16 protein-coding genes and 1 riboswitch are annotated in these 14,132 nt (G+C 73.0%); of the genes, 10 read left to right on the forward strand and 6 right to left on the reverse strand.

The annotated features are described in order from the left end of the window. Window positions 1–37 precede the first annotated feature (37 nt). Window positions 38–682 carry a prepilin peptidase gene (locus ACQBJO_RS10805; protein WP_421007301.1) on the forward strand — a complete coding sequence of 215 codons (645 nt, stop codon included), beginning with the start codon at window positions 38–40 and terminating at the stop codon, window positions 680–682. Between the two features lie 72 nt (window positions 683–754). Continuing rightward, a riboswitch (SAM riboswitch) is annotated at window positions 755–870 on the forward strand. A gap of 42 nt (window positions 871–912) precedes the next feature. After that, window positions 913–2,130, forward strand: a complete 1,218-nt coding sequence (locus ACQBJO_RS10810; RefSeq protein ID WP_421007302.1) for an aminotransferase class V-fold PLP-dependent enzyme — start codon at window positions 913–915, stop codon at window positions 2,128–2,130. Between the two features lie 149 nt (window positions 2,131–2,279). Here ACQBJO_RS10810 and ACQBJO_RS10815 read toward each other — a convergent pair whose 3' ends face one another. Together ACQBJO_RS10815 and dapA are read right to left on the reverse strand one after the other, a co-directional pair. Next, window positions 2,280–3,965: a ribonuclease J gene (locus ACQBJO_RS10815; RefSeq protein WP_255183811.1), complete on the reverse strand. Its 1,686-nt coding sequence runs from the start codon at window positions 3,963–3,965 to the stop codon at window positions 2,280–2,282. Further along, window positions 3,962–4,858 (reverse strand): 4-hydroxy-tetrahydrodipicolinate synthase, encoded by an 897-nt coding sequence (gene dapA, locus ACQBJO_RS10820; RefSeq protein ID WP_255183812.1) that lies wholly within the window; start codon window positions 4,856–4,858, stop codon window positions 3,962–3,964. The genes ACQBJO_RS10815 and dapA overlap by 4 nt, the downstream gene beginning before the upstream one ends. Before the next feature lie 43 nt (window positions 4,859–4,901). Here dapA and ACQBJO_RS10825 point away from each other — a divergent pair, with 43 nt between their 5' ends. The 4 genes from ACQBJO_RS10825 (at window position 4,902) to ACQBJO_RS10840 (ending at window position 8,109) form a co-directional block, all read left to right on the forward strand. Beyond that, window positions 4,902–5,711 (forward strand): thymidylate synthase, encoded by an 810-nt coding sequence (locus ACQBJO_RS10825; RefSeq protein ID WP_421007303.1) that lies wholly within the window; start codon window positions 4,902–4,904, stop codon window positions 5,709–5,711. Continuing rightward, the gene (locus tag ACQBJO_RS10830; RefSeq protein ID WP_421007304.1) at window positions 5,708–6,652 is read left to right on the forward strand and encodes a dihydrofolate reductase; all 945 of its coding nucleotides are present in this window, start codon (window positions 5,708–5,710) and stop codon (window positions 6,650–6,652) included. The genes ACQBJO_RS10825 and ACQBJO_RS10830 overlap by 4 nt, the downstream gene beginning before the upstream one ends. A 72-nt stretch (window positions 6,653–6,724) precedes the next feature. Then, window positions 6,725–7,354 (forward strand): SatD family protein, encoded by a 630-nt coding sequence (locus tag ACQBJO_RS10835; RefSeq protein ID WP_421007305.1) that lies wholly within the window; start codon window positions 6,725–6,727, stop codon window positions 7,352–7,354. Next, window positions 7,351–8,109 carry a hypothetical protein gene (locus tag ACQBJO_RS10840; RefSeq protein WP_421007306.1) on the forward strand — a complete coding sequence of 253 codons (759 nt, stop codon included), beginning with the start codon at window positions 7,351–7,353 and terminating at the stop codon, window positions 8,107–8,109. The genes ACQBJO_RS10835 and ACQBJO_RS10840 overlap by 4 nt, the downstream gene beginning before the upstream one ends. 655 nt (window positions 8,110–8,764) lie before the next feature. On the opposite strand, the gene ACQBJO_RS10845 is transcribed toward ACQBJO_RS10840, so the two are convergent. The 4 genes from ACQBJO_RS10845 to ACQBJO_RS10860 are packed head-to-tail and all read right to left on the reverse strand — an operon-like array spanning window position 8,765 to window position 11,629. Then, window positions 8,765–9,331: a signal peptidase I gene (locus ACQBJO_RS10845; RefSeq protein WP_421007307.1), complete on the reverse strand. Its 567-nt coding sequence runs from the start codon at window positions 9,329–9,331 to the stop codon at window positions 8,765–8,767. Next, window positions 9,328–10,434 (reverse strand): hypothetical protein, encoded by a 1,107-nt coding sequence (locus ACQBJO_RS10850; RefSeq protein ID WP_421007308.1) that lies wholly within the window; start codon window positions 10,432–10,434, stop codon window positions 9,328–9,330. The genes ACQBJO_RS10845 and ACQBJO_RS10850 overlap by 4 nt, the downstream gene beginning before the upstream one ends. A gap of 11 nt (window positions 10,435–10,445) precedes the next feature. Next, window positions 10,446–11,084 carry a hypothetical protein gene (locus ACQBJO_RS10855; RefSeq protein WP_421007309.1) on the reverse strand — a complete coding sequence of 213 codons (639 nt, stop codon included), beginning with the start codon at window positions 11,082–11,084 and terminating at the stop codon, window positions 10,446–10,448. After that, the gene (locus tag ACQBJO_RS10860) at window positions 11,081–11,629 is read right to left on the reverse strand and encodes an alternate-type signal peptide domain-containing protein (protein ID WP_421007310.1); all 549 of its coding nucleotides are present in this window, start codon (window positions 11,627–11,629) and stop codon (window positions 11,081–11,083) included. Before ACQBJO_RS10860 ends, ACQBJO_RS10855 begins: the two co-directional genes overlap by 4 nt. Window positions 11,630–11,814: 185 nt before the next feature. On the opposite strand from ACQBJO_RS10860, the gene ACQBJO_RS10865 reads away from it, so the two are divergent. From ACQBJO_RS10865 to ACQBJO_RS10880, 4 genes are read left to right on the forward strand one after another with little or no spacing between them, the layout of a single operon-like run. Further along, entirely contained in the window at window positions 11,815–12,537 is a 723-nt protein-coding gene (locus ACQBJO_RS10865) for an enoyl-CoA hydratase-related protein (protein WP_421007311.1), read from the forward strand. Beyond that, window positions 12,537–13,091, forward strand: a complete 555-nt coding sequence (locus ACQBJO_RS10870; RefSeq protein ID WP_421007312.1) for a GNAT family N-acetyltransferase — start codon at window positions 12,537–12,539, stop codon at window positions 13,089–13,091. Before ACQBJO_RS10865 ends, ACQBJO_RS10870 begins: the two co-directional genes overlap by 1 nt. After that, window positions 13,088–13,804 (forward strand): AzlC family ABC transporter permease, encoded by a 717-nt coding sequence (locus tag ACQBJO_RS10875; protein ID WP_421007313.1) that lies wholly within the window; start codon window positions 13,088–13,090, stop codon window positions 13,802–13,804. The genes ACQBJO_RS10870 and ACQBJO_RS10875 overlap by 4 nt, the downstream gene beginning before the upstream one ends. Further along, entirely contained in the window at window positions 13,801–14,124 is a 324-nt protein-coding gene (locus tag ACQBJO_RS10880) for an AzlD domain-containing protein (protein ID WP_421007314.1), read from the forward strand. The genes ACQBJO_RS10875 and ACQBJO_RS10880 overlap by 4 nt, the downstream gene beginning before the upstream one ends. The last annotated feature ends 8 nt before the right edge of the window (window positions 14,125–14,132 follow it).

The raw sequence follows: 14,132 nt of genomic DNA on the forward strand, positions 1-14,132 counted from the left end.
ACCACGGGCCACGGATCGCAGCGGTTAGCCTCGCCCCGTGGACTCCCGGACCCTCCTCGTCGTGCTCCTCGCGGCCGCCTGCGGGGTGCTCGGGTGGCTCTGGCTGCGCACCGGTCGCTACCGCCGGCCGGACGAAGGGGGCCCCCTCCCCCGCCACCTCTGGGTCGCCGGAGTCGCTCCCTTCGTCGGGCTCGTCGTGGAGCGCGGGCTCGCCGACCGCCCCTGGCCGGTGCTGCTCGCGCCGCTCGCCCTGGCCCTCGCCGGCCTCGTCCTCGCCGCCGTCGACGCCGACGTCCACCGCCTGCCCAATGCGATCACCCTGCCGCTCGTGCCGGTCCAGGCCGTGCTGCTCACCGTCGCGTCGGCCGCGACCGGCGACTGGGGCGCCCTCGCCCGCGCGAGTCTGGCGGCGCTGCTCGTGGGCGGCGGGACGGTGCTGCTCGCCTTCGTCCTCTTCGGCAGGTCCATCGGCATGGGCGACGCCAAGCTCATGGTCTCCATCGCGCCGACGCTCGCCTGGCTGGGCTGGAGCACGCTCGCCGTGGGGGTCTGGCTCGGCTTCGTCATCGGCGGTCTCGTGGCCGCCGGGCTGCTCGTCACCCGCCGGGCGCAGCGCTCGACCCACCTCGCCTTCGGCCCCTATCTCGTCGCCGGGGCCGTGCTCGCCGTCGCCCTGGCCTGATGTCCACGGGGCGAGACGCGCCCCGTGGAGGGTCGACAGCAGGCGCGGTCGGTCGGTTATGGTCTGAGCCAAGGTCACGAGTACCAGCGACAAGCCCCGGCTAGCTGGTCGGCAACCCTCCTTCCGCGGTGGGGTGCTCCGGGTGACGACCTGGCCGGCGACAGACCGTCGCCCGGCAAGCGCGGACTCGCGGTCGACACCTCGGGTCCCAACGGACCAGGAGCACCGTCATGACCATCTCCGACCTGCACCGCACGACCACCGCCCTGCCCCAGCTCGTCTCCGCGGGCCTCGCCTACCGCGACGAGCACGGCGCGAGCATCGAGTACGCCCACCTCGACCACGGCGCGACCACCCCGGCCTTCGCCGCCGTGGTCGACGAGGTCGCCGCCGCGGCCGTCACCTACTCGTCCGTGCACCGCGGCGCGGGCTTCGCCTCCCGGGTCACGAGCTCGCGCTACGAGGCGGCCCGCGAGGCCGTCGCCGCCTTCGTCGGCGCCCGCGAGGACGACCACGTCGTCTTCACCCGCAACACCACCGACTCCTTCAACCTGCTGGCCCGGGCGCTGCCCGCTGGGACCAAGGTCTTCGTCTTCGCCTCGGAGCACCACGCGGCGCTGCTGCCGTGGGGCGACGTGCTGCGCCTGCCGGTGCCGCACAGCCACGACGAGGCGCTCGACCTGCTCGACCAGGCGCTGCGCAACCACCCGGCCGAGCACCGCCTCGTCGTGGCGACCGGCGCGTCCAACGTCACCGGCGAGCACTGGCCGATCGAGCGGATCGCCGCCCTGGCGCACGAGCACGACGCGCGCTTCGCGCTCGACGCGGCCCAGGTCGCGCCGCACCGCCGGGTCGACATCGACGCGACCGGGGTCGACTACGTCGCCTTCTCCGGGCACAAGGTCTACGCCCCCTTCGGCGCCGGCGTGCTCGTCGGGCGGGCCGACTGGCTCGACGAGGCGCAGCCCTACCTCGCCGGCGGCGGGGCCACCGCCCGCGTCGGCCTCGACGAGACCGAGTGGACCTGTGGCCCGGCGCGCCACGAGGCCGGCTCCCCCAATGTCCTGGGCGCCGTCGCCCTGGCCACCGCCTGCGAGCTCATCACCGAGCACGAGGCGGCGATCATCGACCACGAGCAGGCCCTGCGCATCCGCCTGCTCGCCGGCCTGCAGCAGATCCCCGGCGTGCGCGTGCACACCCTCTTCGGCGGCGTCGACGGCGCGCCGGTCGCGACGATCACCGTCGACGGCCACGACAGCAGCGAGGTCGCGCGCATCCTCGGCGACGACCACGGCATCGGGGTGCGCGACGGCAAGTTCTGCGCGCACCTGCTCGTCGACGACCTCCTCTCGGAGACCGAGCACGAGACCGCCGTCCGGATCAGCGCCGGCCTGGGCACGACGCCCGAGCACATCGACCGGCTCCTCGGCGCACTGCGCTCGCTCTGACCCTCCTCGGGTGGGGCGAAGGGGGGACCCGGCAGGCCCCCTTCGGCCCAACAAGAGAAACTGCCCCTTGGCAAGGGTTTGAAACCCTTGCCAAGGGGCAGTTTCTCGGGTGACCCGGAAATCGGGGGGCGTGTGAGGACCGGCAGGCCTCAGGCCTCGACGACGACGGGGATGATCATCGGGCGGCGGCGGATCTTGCCGCCGACCCAGCCGCCGACGGCGCGGCGCACGACCTGCTGCAGCTGGTGGGTGTCGGTCGTGCCCTTGCGAGCCGCCTCGTCGAGCGCGGCGATGATCTTGGGCTTGACCTGGGTGAAGATCTCGTCGTCCTCGGCGAAGCCGCGGGCGGTGATCTCCGGCCCGGCGACGACCTTGCCGGTCGAGGAGTCGACGACGACCATGACGGAGATGAAGCCCTCGTCGCGCAGGATGCGGCGGTCCTTGAGCAGCTCCTCGGTCGTCCCGCCGACGCTCGAGCCGTCGACGTAGACGTAGCCGCAGGGCACGGCGCCGGCGATCCGGGCACGGCCGTCGACGAGGTCGACGACGACCCCGTCCTCGGCGAGGACGACGTGGTCGGGGTCGACACCGGTCGCGATCGCCAGGTCGGCATTGGCCACGAGGTGGCGCCACTCGCCGTGGACCGGCATGACATTGCGCGGCTTGACGATGTTGTAGCAGTAGAGCAGCTCGCCGGCGCTGGCGTGACCCGAGACGTGCACCTTGGCATTGCCCTTGTGCACGACGTCGGCGCCCAGGCGCATGAGGCCGTTGATGACCCGGTAGACGGCATTCTCGTTGCCCGGGATCAGGCTCGAGGCGAGCAGGACGGTGTCGCCGTCACCGACGTCGATGCGGTGGTCGCGGTTGGCCATGCGCGAGAGGGCGGCCATCGGCTCCCCCTGGCTGCCCGTGCAGATGAGCACGACCTCGTCGTCGGGGAAGTTGTCGAGCTTCTTGACGTCGACGAGCACGCCGTCGGGCACGTGCAGGTAGCCCAGGTCGGCGGCGATGCCCATGTTGCGGACCATCGAGCGGCCGACCATCGCGACCTTGCGGCCGTTGCGCTCGGCGGCGTCGAGGACCTGCTGGACCCGGTGCACGTGGCTGGAGAAGCACGCGACGATGATCCGGCGCTGGGCCTTGCGGAAGACGGTGTCGATCGCCGGCCCGATCTCGCGCTCGGGGGTGGTGAAGCCGGGGACCTCGGCATTGGTCGAGTCGGTGAGGAAGAGGTCGACCCCCTCCTCGCCCACCCGGGCGAAGGCCCGCAGGTCGGTCAGGCGCCGGTCGAGCGGCAGCTGGTCCATCTTGAAGTCGCCCGTGTGCAGCAGGGTGCCGCCCGCGGTGCGCACGAAGACGGCGAGCGCGTCGGGGATCGAGTGGTTGACCGCGATGAACTCGCAGTCGAAGACGCCGAAGCTCTCGCGCCCGCCCTCGCGCACCCCGAGGGTGTAGGGCTTGATGCGGTGCTCCTTGAGCTTCGCCTCGACGAGGGCGAGGGTGAGCATCGAGCCGACGAGCGGGATGTCGGGCTTGTGCTTGAGCAGGTAGGGCACGGCGCCGATGTGGTCCTCGTGGCCGTGCGTGAGGACGATCGCCTGGACGTCGTCGAGGCGGTCGAGGATGTACTCGAAGTCCGGGAGGATCAGGTCGACGCCCGGCTGGTGGTCCTCGGGAAAGAGCACACCGCAGTCGATGATGAGCAGCTGACCGTCGTGCTCGACGACCGCCATGTTGCGGCCGACCTCGCCGAGACCGCCGAGCGGGACGACCCGCAGGGCGCCGTCGGCGAGCGGGGGCGGGAGCTGCAGGTCGGGGTGCGGGTGGCTCATGCGCCTCCTCCGATGCCGGACGCGGCCAGGCCCTTGCGCAGGACGTCGAGGTGCTCGGCCGGCCCCTCGACGTAGGGCAGGCGGACGGTCGCGTGGTCGATGACGCCGAGCTCGACGAGCGCGGCCTTGGCCATGATCGCGCCCTGCGAGGTCGACATCAGGGCATTGGTCACGGGGATGAGTCGGTGGTGGATCTCGCGGGCGGCCGCGAGGTCACCGGCGTCGACGGCGGCGATCATGTCCGCGTACTGCCGGCCGGCGACGTGGCCGACGACGGAGACGACACCGTGCGCCCCCTGGGCGAGGTGGGCGAGGTTGTACTCGTCGGCGCCGGAGTACCAGAGCAGGTCGGTCTCGGCCATGACCTGCGAGGAGGCCCACAGGTCCCCCTTCGCGTCCTTGACGGCGACGATGCGCTCGTGGTCGGCGAGCGCCACGAGGGTCTCCACGGCGAAGGGGACGGCGGTGCGCCCGGGGATGTCGTAGAGCATGATCGGCAGCTTCGCCGCGTCGGCGATGGCCCGCGTGTGGGCGAGCAGACCGGCCTGGGTGGGCTTGTTGTAGTAGGGCGAGACGACGAGCAGGCCGTCGGCGCCGGCCCGGGTCGCGGCCGTGGCCATCTCGATGGCGTGCGCGGTGTTGTTGGACCCGACACCCGCGGTCACGGCGAGGCGGTCGCCCGCGGCCTGCTTGACCGTCTCGACCATCGCGATGCTCTCCGCGGAGCTGAGGGTCGGGGACTCGCCGGTGGTGCCGTTGACGACGACACCGTCGTGTCCGCTGGCGACGAGGTGCTCGACGACGGCGGCGACGCCCTTCGCGTCGACGGCGCCGTCTGGGGTCATGGGCGTCACCATCGCGGTGACCACCCGTCCGAAGGGGGAAGTCGTCATGCGGCTCAGCGTAGCCGTCGGTGGTGGCGTCTATCGTGGCGCCATGCGTCAGTACCTCGACCTCCTCGAGCACGTCCGCGACCACGGCGTCGACAAGTCGGACCGGACCGGGACCGGCACCCGCAGCGTCTTCGGCCACCAGATGCGCTTCGACCTCTCGGAGGGCTTCCCGGTCCTGACGACGAAGAAGCTCCACCTGCGTTCGATCATCGGCGAGCTGCTGTGGTTCCTGCGCGGCGACACCAACGTGCGCTGGCTGCAGGAGCGCGGTATCAGCATCTGGGACGAGTGGGCCGACGAGCACGGCGACCTCGGCCCGGTCTACGGGCACCAGTGGCGCTCGTGGCCGACCCCCGAGGGCGGCACGATCGACCAGATCAGCAAGGTCATCGAGGGCCTGCGGACCAACCCCGACAGCCGCCGGCACATCGTCTCGGCGTGGAATGTCGCCGAGGTCGACTCGATGGCGCTGCCGCCCTGCCACACGATCTTCCAGTTCTACGTCACGCCGGCGAGCGAAGGGGGTCGCCCCCGGCTGTCGTGCCAGCTCTACCAGCGCAGCGCCGACATCTTCCTCGGCGTGCCCTTCAACATCGCCTCCTACGCGCTGCTGACGATGATGGTCGCCCAGCAGGTCGACAAGGAGCCGGGCGAGTTCGTCCACACCCTCGGCGACGCGCACCTCTACAGCAACCACCTCGACCAGGCCGACGAGCAGCTGACCCGCTCCCCCGGCCCGCTGCCACGCATGGAGATCACGCCGCGCGAGTCCATCGACGCCTACGAGATCGAGGACTTCACCCTCGTCGGCTACGAGGCCGCCCCGAGCATCAAGGCGCCGATCGCCGTATGAGCCTGCCGCGTCGCGTCCCCGACGACCTGCGCGGTCGGGTCCCGCTCGTCGCCGCGTCCTACGCGGTGATGACCCGCGAGGGCGGGCAGGGCACCGAGGTGCTGCTCCAGCTGCGCCGGGGCACCGGGTTCATGGACGGCTGGTGGGCCTGCGGCGCCGCCGGCCACGTCGAGGACGCGAGCGCGCCGAGCGAGGCGCTGCACCGCGAGGTCGGCGAGGAGCTCGGGGTGCGCGTCGAGACCGCCGCGCCGCTGACGACCGTGCAGCGCACGAGCCTGCTCGGTCCGATCGAGCAGCGGGCCGACTTCTTCTTCCACGTCACGGCGTGGTCGGGCGAGCCCTCGCTGCAGGAGCCCGACAAGGCGGCGGACCTGCGGTGGTGGCGACTCGACGACCTGCCGACGCAGGTCGTGCCGCACGAGCGGGTGGTGCTCGAGGGGCTGCGGGAGGGGACGCTGCCCCCCTTCGTCGAGCTCGGCCACGACCAGCGCCTGGTCCTCGTCGCCGCGCTCGGGGCCAACCGCGCCATCGGCGTCGACGGCGGCATGCCGTGGCACCTGCCCGAGGACCTGGCGCACTTCAAGGCCCTGACCATGGGCGGCACGATGGTCATGGGCCGCCGCACGTGGGACTCGATCGGGCGTGCCCTGCCCGGCCGCACGACCGTCGTCGTCACGTCCGACCACGCGTGGAGCGCGCCCGGGGCGGTCGTCGTCCACTCGCTGGCCGAGGCCCTCGTGGCGGCCGGTCCGGGCGAGGTCTTCGTCGTCGGGGGCGGTGAGATCTACCGGCAGACGATCGACCTGGCCTCGCGCCTGGAGCTGACCGAGATCGACGCCTCGCCGCAGGCCGAGGTCTTCTTCCCCGAGGTCGACGCCGGGTGGCGTGAGGTCGCCCGCAGCCCACGAGAGGGCTTCGCCTTCGTCACCTACGAGAGGTGACTCGATGGGTTCACTCACCTCTATATCAACCATATCGGTTCATTTTGGACTGAAGTGATCTATGGTGTTCACATGACCGCGATCGCGACCCTCATCGGCGACGTCGTCCGCAGCCGGGCGGCCGACGACCGACGTGCGCTGCATGCACGGCTCGAAGAGGTCATCGCGCTCGTCAACGCCAGGACCGATCCCCTCCAGCCGCTGCGCGTGACCGTGGGCGACGAGTTCCAGGGCGCCTGGGCCCGGCGGGGCGAGGCCGTGCACGCCGCCCTGCTGCTGCGGCTGAGCCTCCTGCCCGAGGTCGAGACCCGCTACGGACTCGGCCACGGCGAGGTCACCGCGCTCAGCGACGACGGCCTCGTCCAGGACGGCCCCGGGTGGTGGCAGGCCCGGGAGGCGATCACCCTGGCGAAGGGGGACGAGGAGTCGGCGGGCAGCCGGGGGCGCGTCGTGCGCACCCGGTGGGTCGAGGACTCCCCCGTCGGCCTGGCCCTCGACGCGGCGCTGCGGCACCGCGACCTGCTCGTCGCCGACCTCGACGAGCGCTCCCAGCGCCTCCTGCGCGGGCTGCTCGACGGCACGACCCAGCGCGAGCTCGCCGAGGTGGAGGAGATCAGCCCGACGGCCGTTTCCCGCCGGGTGCACCGCGACGCCCTCGACCAGCTGGTCGCCCTCGACGCCGAGCTCGGAGCCCTGCCATGAGCGTGCTCGCCGCCCTCCTCGTCACCATCGGGTCCGTCGACCTGCTGCGCAGCCTCGGCCCGCACCCGGCGACGGCCCGCGAGACCCGCGGGCTGCCCGCCCTCGGACTGCTCCTGCTGCTCGTCGTCACCGCCACCGCCGGCCTGCTCGGGACGTGGGGCGGGGTCGCGCTCACCGCACTGGCCGCCGCCGGCCTCCTCGCCTGGACCGTCGCCGCCGAGCGCGCCGACGCCGGGTCGGGTCACGGGCTGGCGCTGTCCACCTTCGCCGCCGCCCTGCTCGTCCAGCTCGCGGGCTCGGGCTGGGCCCCACCCGTCGGCGGCCTGCTCGCCGACTGGCTCGCGTGGAGCAACCTGCCGTGGCAGCCCACACCAGACCACGCGCTGCTGCTCGCCGGCCTGGTCCTCGTCCAGCTGGCGACGGGCAACCGCCTCGTGCGCCTCGTGCTCGTGACGACCGGCGCGCTCCCCGCGCGACCCGTGGCCGGCGGCGTCGACGGCGAGCTGCGCGGCGGGCGGCTGCTCGGGCCGCTCGAGCGACTCTTCATCCTCGGCCTCGGCCTCGCGGGCGAGCTCACCGCCGCCGGCCTCGTCATCGCGGCCAAGGGACTCATCCGCTGGCCCGAGCTGAGGTCGCACGCGAGCAGCGACGACAGCCGTCGCCCGTCCGACATCGACAAGGTCACCGAGTACTTCCTCGTCGGCAGCTTTGTCAGCTGGCTCGTCGCCCTCGGCGCCCTGCTGCTCGCCTCCTGAGGGCCACGGCCAGCGCCGCCGACAGCAGGGCCACGAGCCCCAGGTCCGCGACCGCACCCTGCTCCAGGGGCCACCGTCGGTCTGGACGGACCCCGGCGTCTCGGGTGGGTCCGCCGGGTTCGACGGAGTCCCCGGGTTCGACGGAGTCCCCGGGTTCGTCGGGTTCGTCGGCGCACCCGAGCAGGCGTCCGCGGCTCCCCCTTCGGTCAGGTGCAGCTGCAGCGGCACGGCCACCGATCGCCGCTCGCTGACCCGGCGCGAGGTGCTCGGCAGGGCCACGGACACCGGCACGCGGACCCGTTCCCCCGGATCGAGGGTCTGACGCACCACGACGACGCAGCGCCTCGCGGAGTCGCTCGTCAGCCCGGTCCCGCCGACCCGCACCCGGAAGTCGTCGAGCGGCGACACTCCCTCCGGCATCGTCGAGCGCACCGGCCCGGTCGCGACCGTCAAGGTCGTCGACCGACCCGAGGAGTTGCGCAGCCACAGGTCGGAGCGGGTCGCCCCGCCCGGGACGATGCGCACGTCCTCGTCAAGGAGCGGGGCGCTCAGCGCGCTGCTCCAGGACCGGCCGTCGCGAGAGAGCTCGATGCCGGGCCCGTCCGCGACGGCGGACGGCGCGAGGAGCACGAGGCCGACCGTCGCGAGCAGCAGCTCAGTCCGCATCGACACCCATCTCCTCGGTCGACTGGCGGCGCCGGTCGCGAACCGCGCCCGCGACGTTCCACGCCGCATAGCCGAAGAGCAGGACGGCCAGCCCCTTGCCGAGCTCCGCCTTGCGCTGCGCGCCGATGCTCGAGGCGACGTGGCCGACCCACGGCACGTCGTAGCGCACGACGCCGCGCAGCTGCTGGGTCCCGACCCGGGTCTCGTCGGGGGCGGAGTTGGCATCGCCCTGGGTCGTGTAGCGGGGCGCGCCGTCGGTGCCGTGCGACACCTTGACGACGCGGTGCGTCACGAGCGTCGGGTCGTCCGGGTAGGGCATGAAGGTGATGACCGAGCCGACCCCGATGCGCTCCTGTGCCTCGTCCGCGCCCTCGACCGGCTCGACGAAGACCTGCGTCCCGGGGGCGTAGGTCGGCTCCATCGAGCCGGTGAGGATCGTCAGTGGCACGTAGCCACGCAACCTCGGGTAGGCGACCGTGACGACGAGGACGAGCAGGAGCACGACGAGCACCCCGGCGAGCAGCCAGGTCGTGAGACGACGAAGGGTGGTGGTCATGGCAGGTTGGTCGGCCCGGCGTCGGGGTTCGGCAGCGGGCTGTCGCACGTCCACCGGTCGGTGAGCAGCGACCAGTCGTTGCGCGCCCGGGCGATCCAGGCGGACTCGACGTAGCGGGTCCGGTCTCCGGCGAAGGGGTAGCCCCGCAGCTTGAACTCGCGGACCTCGTCACGCTGGTCGCTGATGTCCCTGCTGTTGATCCCGGCGAGGCTGCGCTCGTTGCCGGAGGCGATGGACTTCCAGACCTCCCATGCGCCCGTCCGCGACCGGCGCATGATGTCCCACCCCCCGGCCATGGCGGGTGTGGCCGTCGCCGTGCTCGTCACCGGGTCGGGCCACCCCCAGAAGAACCCGCCGTAGTAGCCGACCGAGGACGGGGTCCCGTTGGACAGGGTGCGCTGGCAGACGTCCGAGCTCGGCGTGGCCGGGGGCGGCATCGCGATGCGGTACCTGCTGACGACGGTGCGGTCGGGCGAGCTCCACGTCGCCGGCGCCTCCGAGCGCTGGCCGACGACCGTGGTGATGTCGAGGGCGCGCCCGGCGTGGTTGAGCAGCGCCGTGCGCTGGCCGGCCGTCGTGCTCGGGTAGTCGAGGGTCACCACCGGGCACAGGGTCCGGCTCTGCCCCGGCGACATCGTGGCTCCCGCGACCTTCGACTGGCTGCGGGTGTAGGTCGTGCCGTCGACGACCTGGCCGGCGGCCCGCGCCGACCAGTAGCTGCCCTGACCTCCGGCGCTGCACGTGCCGGTGCCGTGGGTGTAGGCCAGCGCGGCCACGGAGACGACGGAGTTGGTGTCACCAGCGTCGACCTTCGCCAGCTTCGTGCTCTTGACGTTGGTCCACGACGAGTGCCGCGCGGACTGGTTGGTCAGGGTGATCTGCGGCGAGTTCGCCCAGCGGCCGTTTGGCCACGGCATCGCGGCAGAGTCAGTGACATTGGTCGCCGTCATGCCGAAGCCGTCCGAGCTCGCTGCCTTCGCCGTGGTCGACGCCGTCTCCCGCCACCTGGCCCGGCTGTCACCGGAGGGGGCGAGGGTCACGACGAGGGCAACCGTCACCGCCGCACCGGCGAGCGCCGTCGTGCGCCCTCGGGTGAGTGCCATCGTCGCCCTCCTCACGACTGGGTGAAGGTGTAGGTGTAGGCGCCGTCGTACAGGCGCTGTCCGGTGAGTGCGGTCCCCCAGTCACCGGTGGGGCCGCTCGGCGGCGTGGTGATCACCGTGCGGACGGTGTACTCGCCGAGTCCGGCGCCCGTCGAGCGGGAGACGGGGAAGCTGCCCGTCTCGCCCGTGACCGCGCTGCCCGTCGGCGGGGTGATCGTCGTCGTGGCGGTCGCCGTGCCGCTGAAGGCCGAGAGGGCCGACGACGTCAGGGGCCGCACCCGCACGTCGAGCGTGCCGGCGAGGTTGGCCCCCCGGGCCGCGACCGTCGCCCGGTCGACGACGACGACGCGGTCGCTGGGGATGAGCGCCTCCTGGGCCACGGTGTCGGTGATGACCCGGCACTCCGTGTACCCCGGGGCTGCGGTGCACGACGACGAGGACGCGTAGGTCCGTGAGCCCGCCGGCTGCCGCGAGTGCAGCTCGACCCGCTGCGCAGCCGGCGTCACCGACACCCCGCCGGCCGTGATCGCCCCGGGCTCGCGCTCCACGCGATGGACCCAGCTCGCCCCGGTCCCGCCCGCCCCGGTGAGGACGAGCAGACCCAGGGCGCAAGCCAATCCGGCGCGCGCGAGGCGGCCGGTGGGGGTCACGGGTTGGGCGTCTGGACCAGCGCGATCTCCATCGAGCTGAGGTCGAGGGAGGTGTCCTCACCACCGTCGGGGTCGGTCACCGTGCCCTCGCCGTAGGGCATCTCGACGCGCACGATCGCGTCGAAGCTCGTGCCGTTGTCGGCCGGGGTGAGCGTCTGGGTCGGTGCCCCGTCCAGCGTCGACTCGGTCGTGACGAAGTCGGCGAGATCGCCGGTGGCCGTCGACAGGTCGCTCGACAGCTCCGCCTCGAGGTTGTCACCGACGAGGTCGGGGGTGATCGTCGCGCGGTACTCGATGACGTCGCCGGGGACGATGCGGAAGCTGGCGGCGTCGAGCTCGGTGTCGTCGGAGGTGTCGTCCGGCGTCCCCTTCGTGTCGAACCACGTCCCGGGGGTCACCTCCATGTCGAGGTGGCCGGCGGTGACGGTCCCACCGTCGACGGTCTCCGACTCCTTCCACTGGGCGAAGGTGCCCCCCGCGGCGCCGAGGAGGAGGACGCCCGCGGCGACGGCGGCGACGGACGTGGTGAGGCGTGACATGGGCATGCTGGATCCCCTAACAGGCATGGGTGTGGCGGGTGTGTGGGAGGACGTCACCCGCACCAGATCCCTTGTCCTGCAGACCCCTACGGGTTGCTGCTGTCCCTGCCGTCGACCGTAGCAACGGCCGATCGATCCTGCAGGACGAGCGGGGGTCCGGGGAGCGATGACGCCCTCCGTATGCTGGCGACGTGCCCATCCTCAGCGAGACCCACGACGCCGTCACCGTCATCACCATCGACCGCACGCACCGGCGCAATGCGCTCGACCTGACCGCCCTCGAGGAGCTGCACGCCGCCGTCGTCGCCGCGGTCGACGCCGGGGCCCGCGCCCTCGTCCTCACAGGCGCCGAGGGGCACTTCTGCGCCGGCGCCGACCTCACCGAGCTCGAGGACGTCTCCTTCACCGAGCGTCTCGCCGAGGTCCTGCAGCACCTCGCCGCCGTGCCGATCACGACGATCGCCGCGATCTCCGGCTCGTGCATGGGTCTGGGCATGCAGCTCGCCGTCGCCTGCGACCTGCGCGTGGTCGGCGAGCGCGCCCGCTTCGCGGTGCCGGTGGCCAAGCTCGGCCTCATGGTCGACAGATGGACGCTCGACCGGGTCGCCCGATTCTGGGGCGAGGGCGCCGCCCGCCACATGGTGCTCACGGCGGCCGTGCTCGACGGCGAGGACGCCTGGCGGCTCGGCTTCGCCCAGCGGCGGGGCGACCTCGACGCGGCCCTCGACCTCGCCCGCACCGCCGCGCCGCTCGCGCCCCTCTCGCAGGCCGGGTCCAAGCTCGGGATGAACTCCACCCCCGACGCCGACCACGCCTATGCCGAGGCCTTCGCCCGGGCCTGGGCGAGCGAGGACCTCGCCGAGGGTCAGCGCGCCTTCGGCGAGCGCCGCTCCCCGCAGTTCGTGGGGCGCTGATGACCTCCGCCGACGCCAGCGTGCGCACCGCCGCTGCCGACGACGCGGCCGCCGTCGGCCGGGTGCAGGCCCTCGTGTGGCAGGAGGCCTACGACGGCATCGTCCCGCCCGAGGTCCATGCCGCCTTCGACCCGCGGGCCTTCGAGGCCGCCTGGCGCGACTCCCTTCGCACTCCTCCCGCGGGGGTGCACCGACTGCTCGTCTCGTGCGCCGGCGACGAGGTCGTCGGCTTCGCTGCGATCGGCCCGAGCCAGGACCCCGACGCCGGGCAGACCACGGGCGAGATCACCGCGCTCGGCGTGCACCCCGGCCACCGGCGCCAGGGCCACGGCTCGCGCCTGGTCAACGCCGCGGTCGACATCCTGCGCGAGGCCGGCGCCGAGCACGTCGCGGTCTGGTGCCTCGTCGAGCACGAGGCGCTGCGCTCCTTCCTCACCGGCGCCGGGCTGGCGCCCGACGGCGCCTACCGCGACCGCGTCGTCGCCCCTGACGGCGCGACCGCACGCGAGGTGCGCCTGACCGCGGCGGTGAGCCAGCCCCCTTCGGCCCGATGAGCCTCGTCGAGCGCGAGATCGCGGAGGCCCGCAAGCAGGGGCTGTCGATCGGCATCGCGAGCGGCACCTACGGCATCAGCTTCGGCGCGCTGTCCATCGCCGCCGGGCTCGACCTGTGGCAGACGATGGCGATGTCCCTGCTCCTCTTCACCGGGGGCTCGCAGTTCGCCCTCGTCGGCATCATCGGCTCCGGCGGCAACCCCGTCACCGCCGTCGCGACGTCGACCCTGCTCGGCATCCGCAACGGGCTCTACGGCCTGCAGCTCGCCCGCATCCTGCGCCTCACCGGGTGGCGGCGGGCCACGGCCGCGCACCTGACGATCGACGAGTCGACCGCCATCTCCCTCGCCCAGACCACTCCGGAGGGACGCCGGGCCGGCTTCTGGGCCGGCGGGATCGGCGTCTTCGCCTTCTGGAACCTCTCGACGCTCCTCGGCGCGGTCCTCGGCAATGCCCTGGGTGACCCGCGGGTGTGGGGCCTCGACGCGGCGGCCGCCGCGGCCTTCGTCGCCCTCATCTGGCCCCGGCTGAAGGACCGCACCGGCAGGGTCACCGCACTGCTGGCGGCGGCGATCGCGCTCATCACGCTCGTGCCCACCCCCGCCGGCGTGCCGGTGCTGCTCGGTGCGATCGCGGCCGTGGTCGTCGGACTGATCGGCGGCACCCCGAGCGGCGCGCACGACATCGAGCAGCCCGAAGGAGACCTGCTGTGAGCGCCACCGCCCTGTGGGTCACCGTGCTCGCCGCGTGCGCGCTCGGGTTCGCCGCGAAGTACGCCGGCTACCTCGCCCCCGAGTCGCTCGTCGACGGGCCACGCCGCTCGCGCATCATCGGCCTGCTGCCGGTCGCGCTGCTCGCCGGCCTCCTCGTGACCCAGACCGTCGGCGGTGGGGACGGGATCGTGCTCGACGCGCGGCTGGCTGCGGTCGCCCTGGCCGTCGTCCTCATGTGGCTCCGGGCCAACTTCGTCGTCGTGATCTTCGGCGCGGCCGCCCTCGCGGCCGTGCTGCGCACCCTGGGCTGGGCCGCCTGAGGCGACCT

Source organism: Janibacter zhangyanbonis (assembly GCF_050507325.1).
In the GTDB taxonomy this organism is placed as follows: Bacteria; Actinomycetota; Actinomycetes; order Actinomycetales; family Dermatophilaceae; genus Janibacter.

Excerpts from the sequence above, each read along its gene's own strand:
- ACQBJO_RS10810 (WP_421007302.1), top strand. The coding sequence starts at position 913 with ATGACCATCTCCGACCTGCACCGCACGACCACCGCCCTGCCCCAGCTC.
- ACQBJO_RS10815 (WP_255183811.1), bottom strand. The coding sequence starts at position 3,965 with ATGAGCCACCCGCACCCCGACCTGCAGCTCCCGCCCCCGCTCGCCGAC.
- dapA (WP_255183812.1), bottom strand. The coding sequence starts at position 4,858 with ATGACGACTTCCCCCTTCGGACGGGTGGTCACCGCGATGGTGACGCCC.
- ACQBJO_RS10825 (WP_421007303.1), top strand. The coding sequence starts at position 4,902 with ATGCGTCAGTACCTCGACCTCCTCGAGCACGTCCGCGACCACGGCGTC.
- ACQBJO_RS10830 (WP_421007304.1), top strand. The coding sequence starts at position 5,708 with ATGAGCCTGCCGCGTCGCGTCCCCGACGACCTGCGCGGTCGGGTCCCG.
- ACQBJO_RS10835 (WP_421007305.1), top strand. The coding sequence starts at position 6,725 with ATGACCGCGATCGCGACCCTCATCGGCGACGTCGTCCGCAGCCGGGCG.
- ACQBJO_RS10840 (WP_421007306.1), top strand. The coding sequence starts at position 7,351 with ATGAGCGTGCTCGCCGCCCTCCTCGTCACCATCGGGTCCGTCGACCTG.
- ACQBJO_RS10845 (WP_421007307.1), bottom strand. The coding sequence starts at position 9,331 with ATGACCACCACCCTTCGTCGTCTCACGACCTGGCTGCTCGCCGGGGTG.
- ACQBJO_RS10850 (WP_421007308.1), bottom strand. The coding sequence starts at position 10,434 with ATGGCACTCACCCGAGGGCGCACGACGGCGCTCGCCGGTGCGGCGGTG.
- ACQBJO_RS10860 (WP_421007310.1), bottom strand. The coding sequence starts at position 11,629 with ATGCCCATGTCACGCCTCACCACGTCCGTCGCCGCCGTCGCCGCGGGC.
- ACQBJO_RS10870 (WP_421007312.1), top strand. The coding sequence starts at position 12,537 with ATGACCTCCGCCGACGCCAGCGTGCGCACCGCCGCTGCCGACGACGCG.
- ACQBJO_RS10875 (WP_421007313.1), top strand. The coding sequence starts at position 13,088 with ATGAGCCTCGTCGAGCGCGAGATCGCGGAGGCCCGCAAGCAGGGGCTG.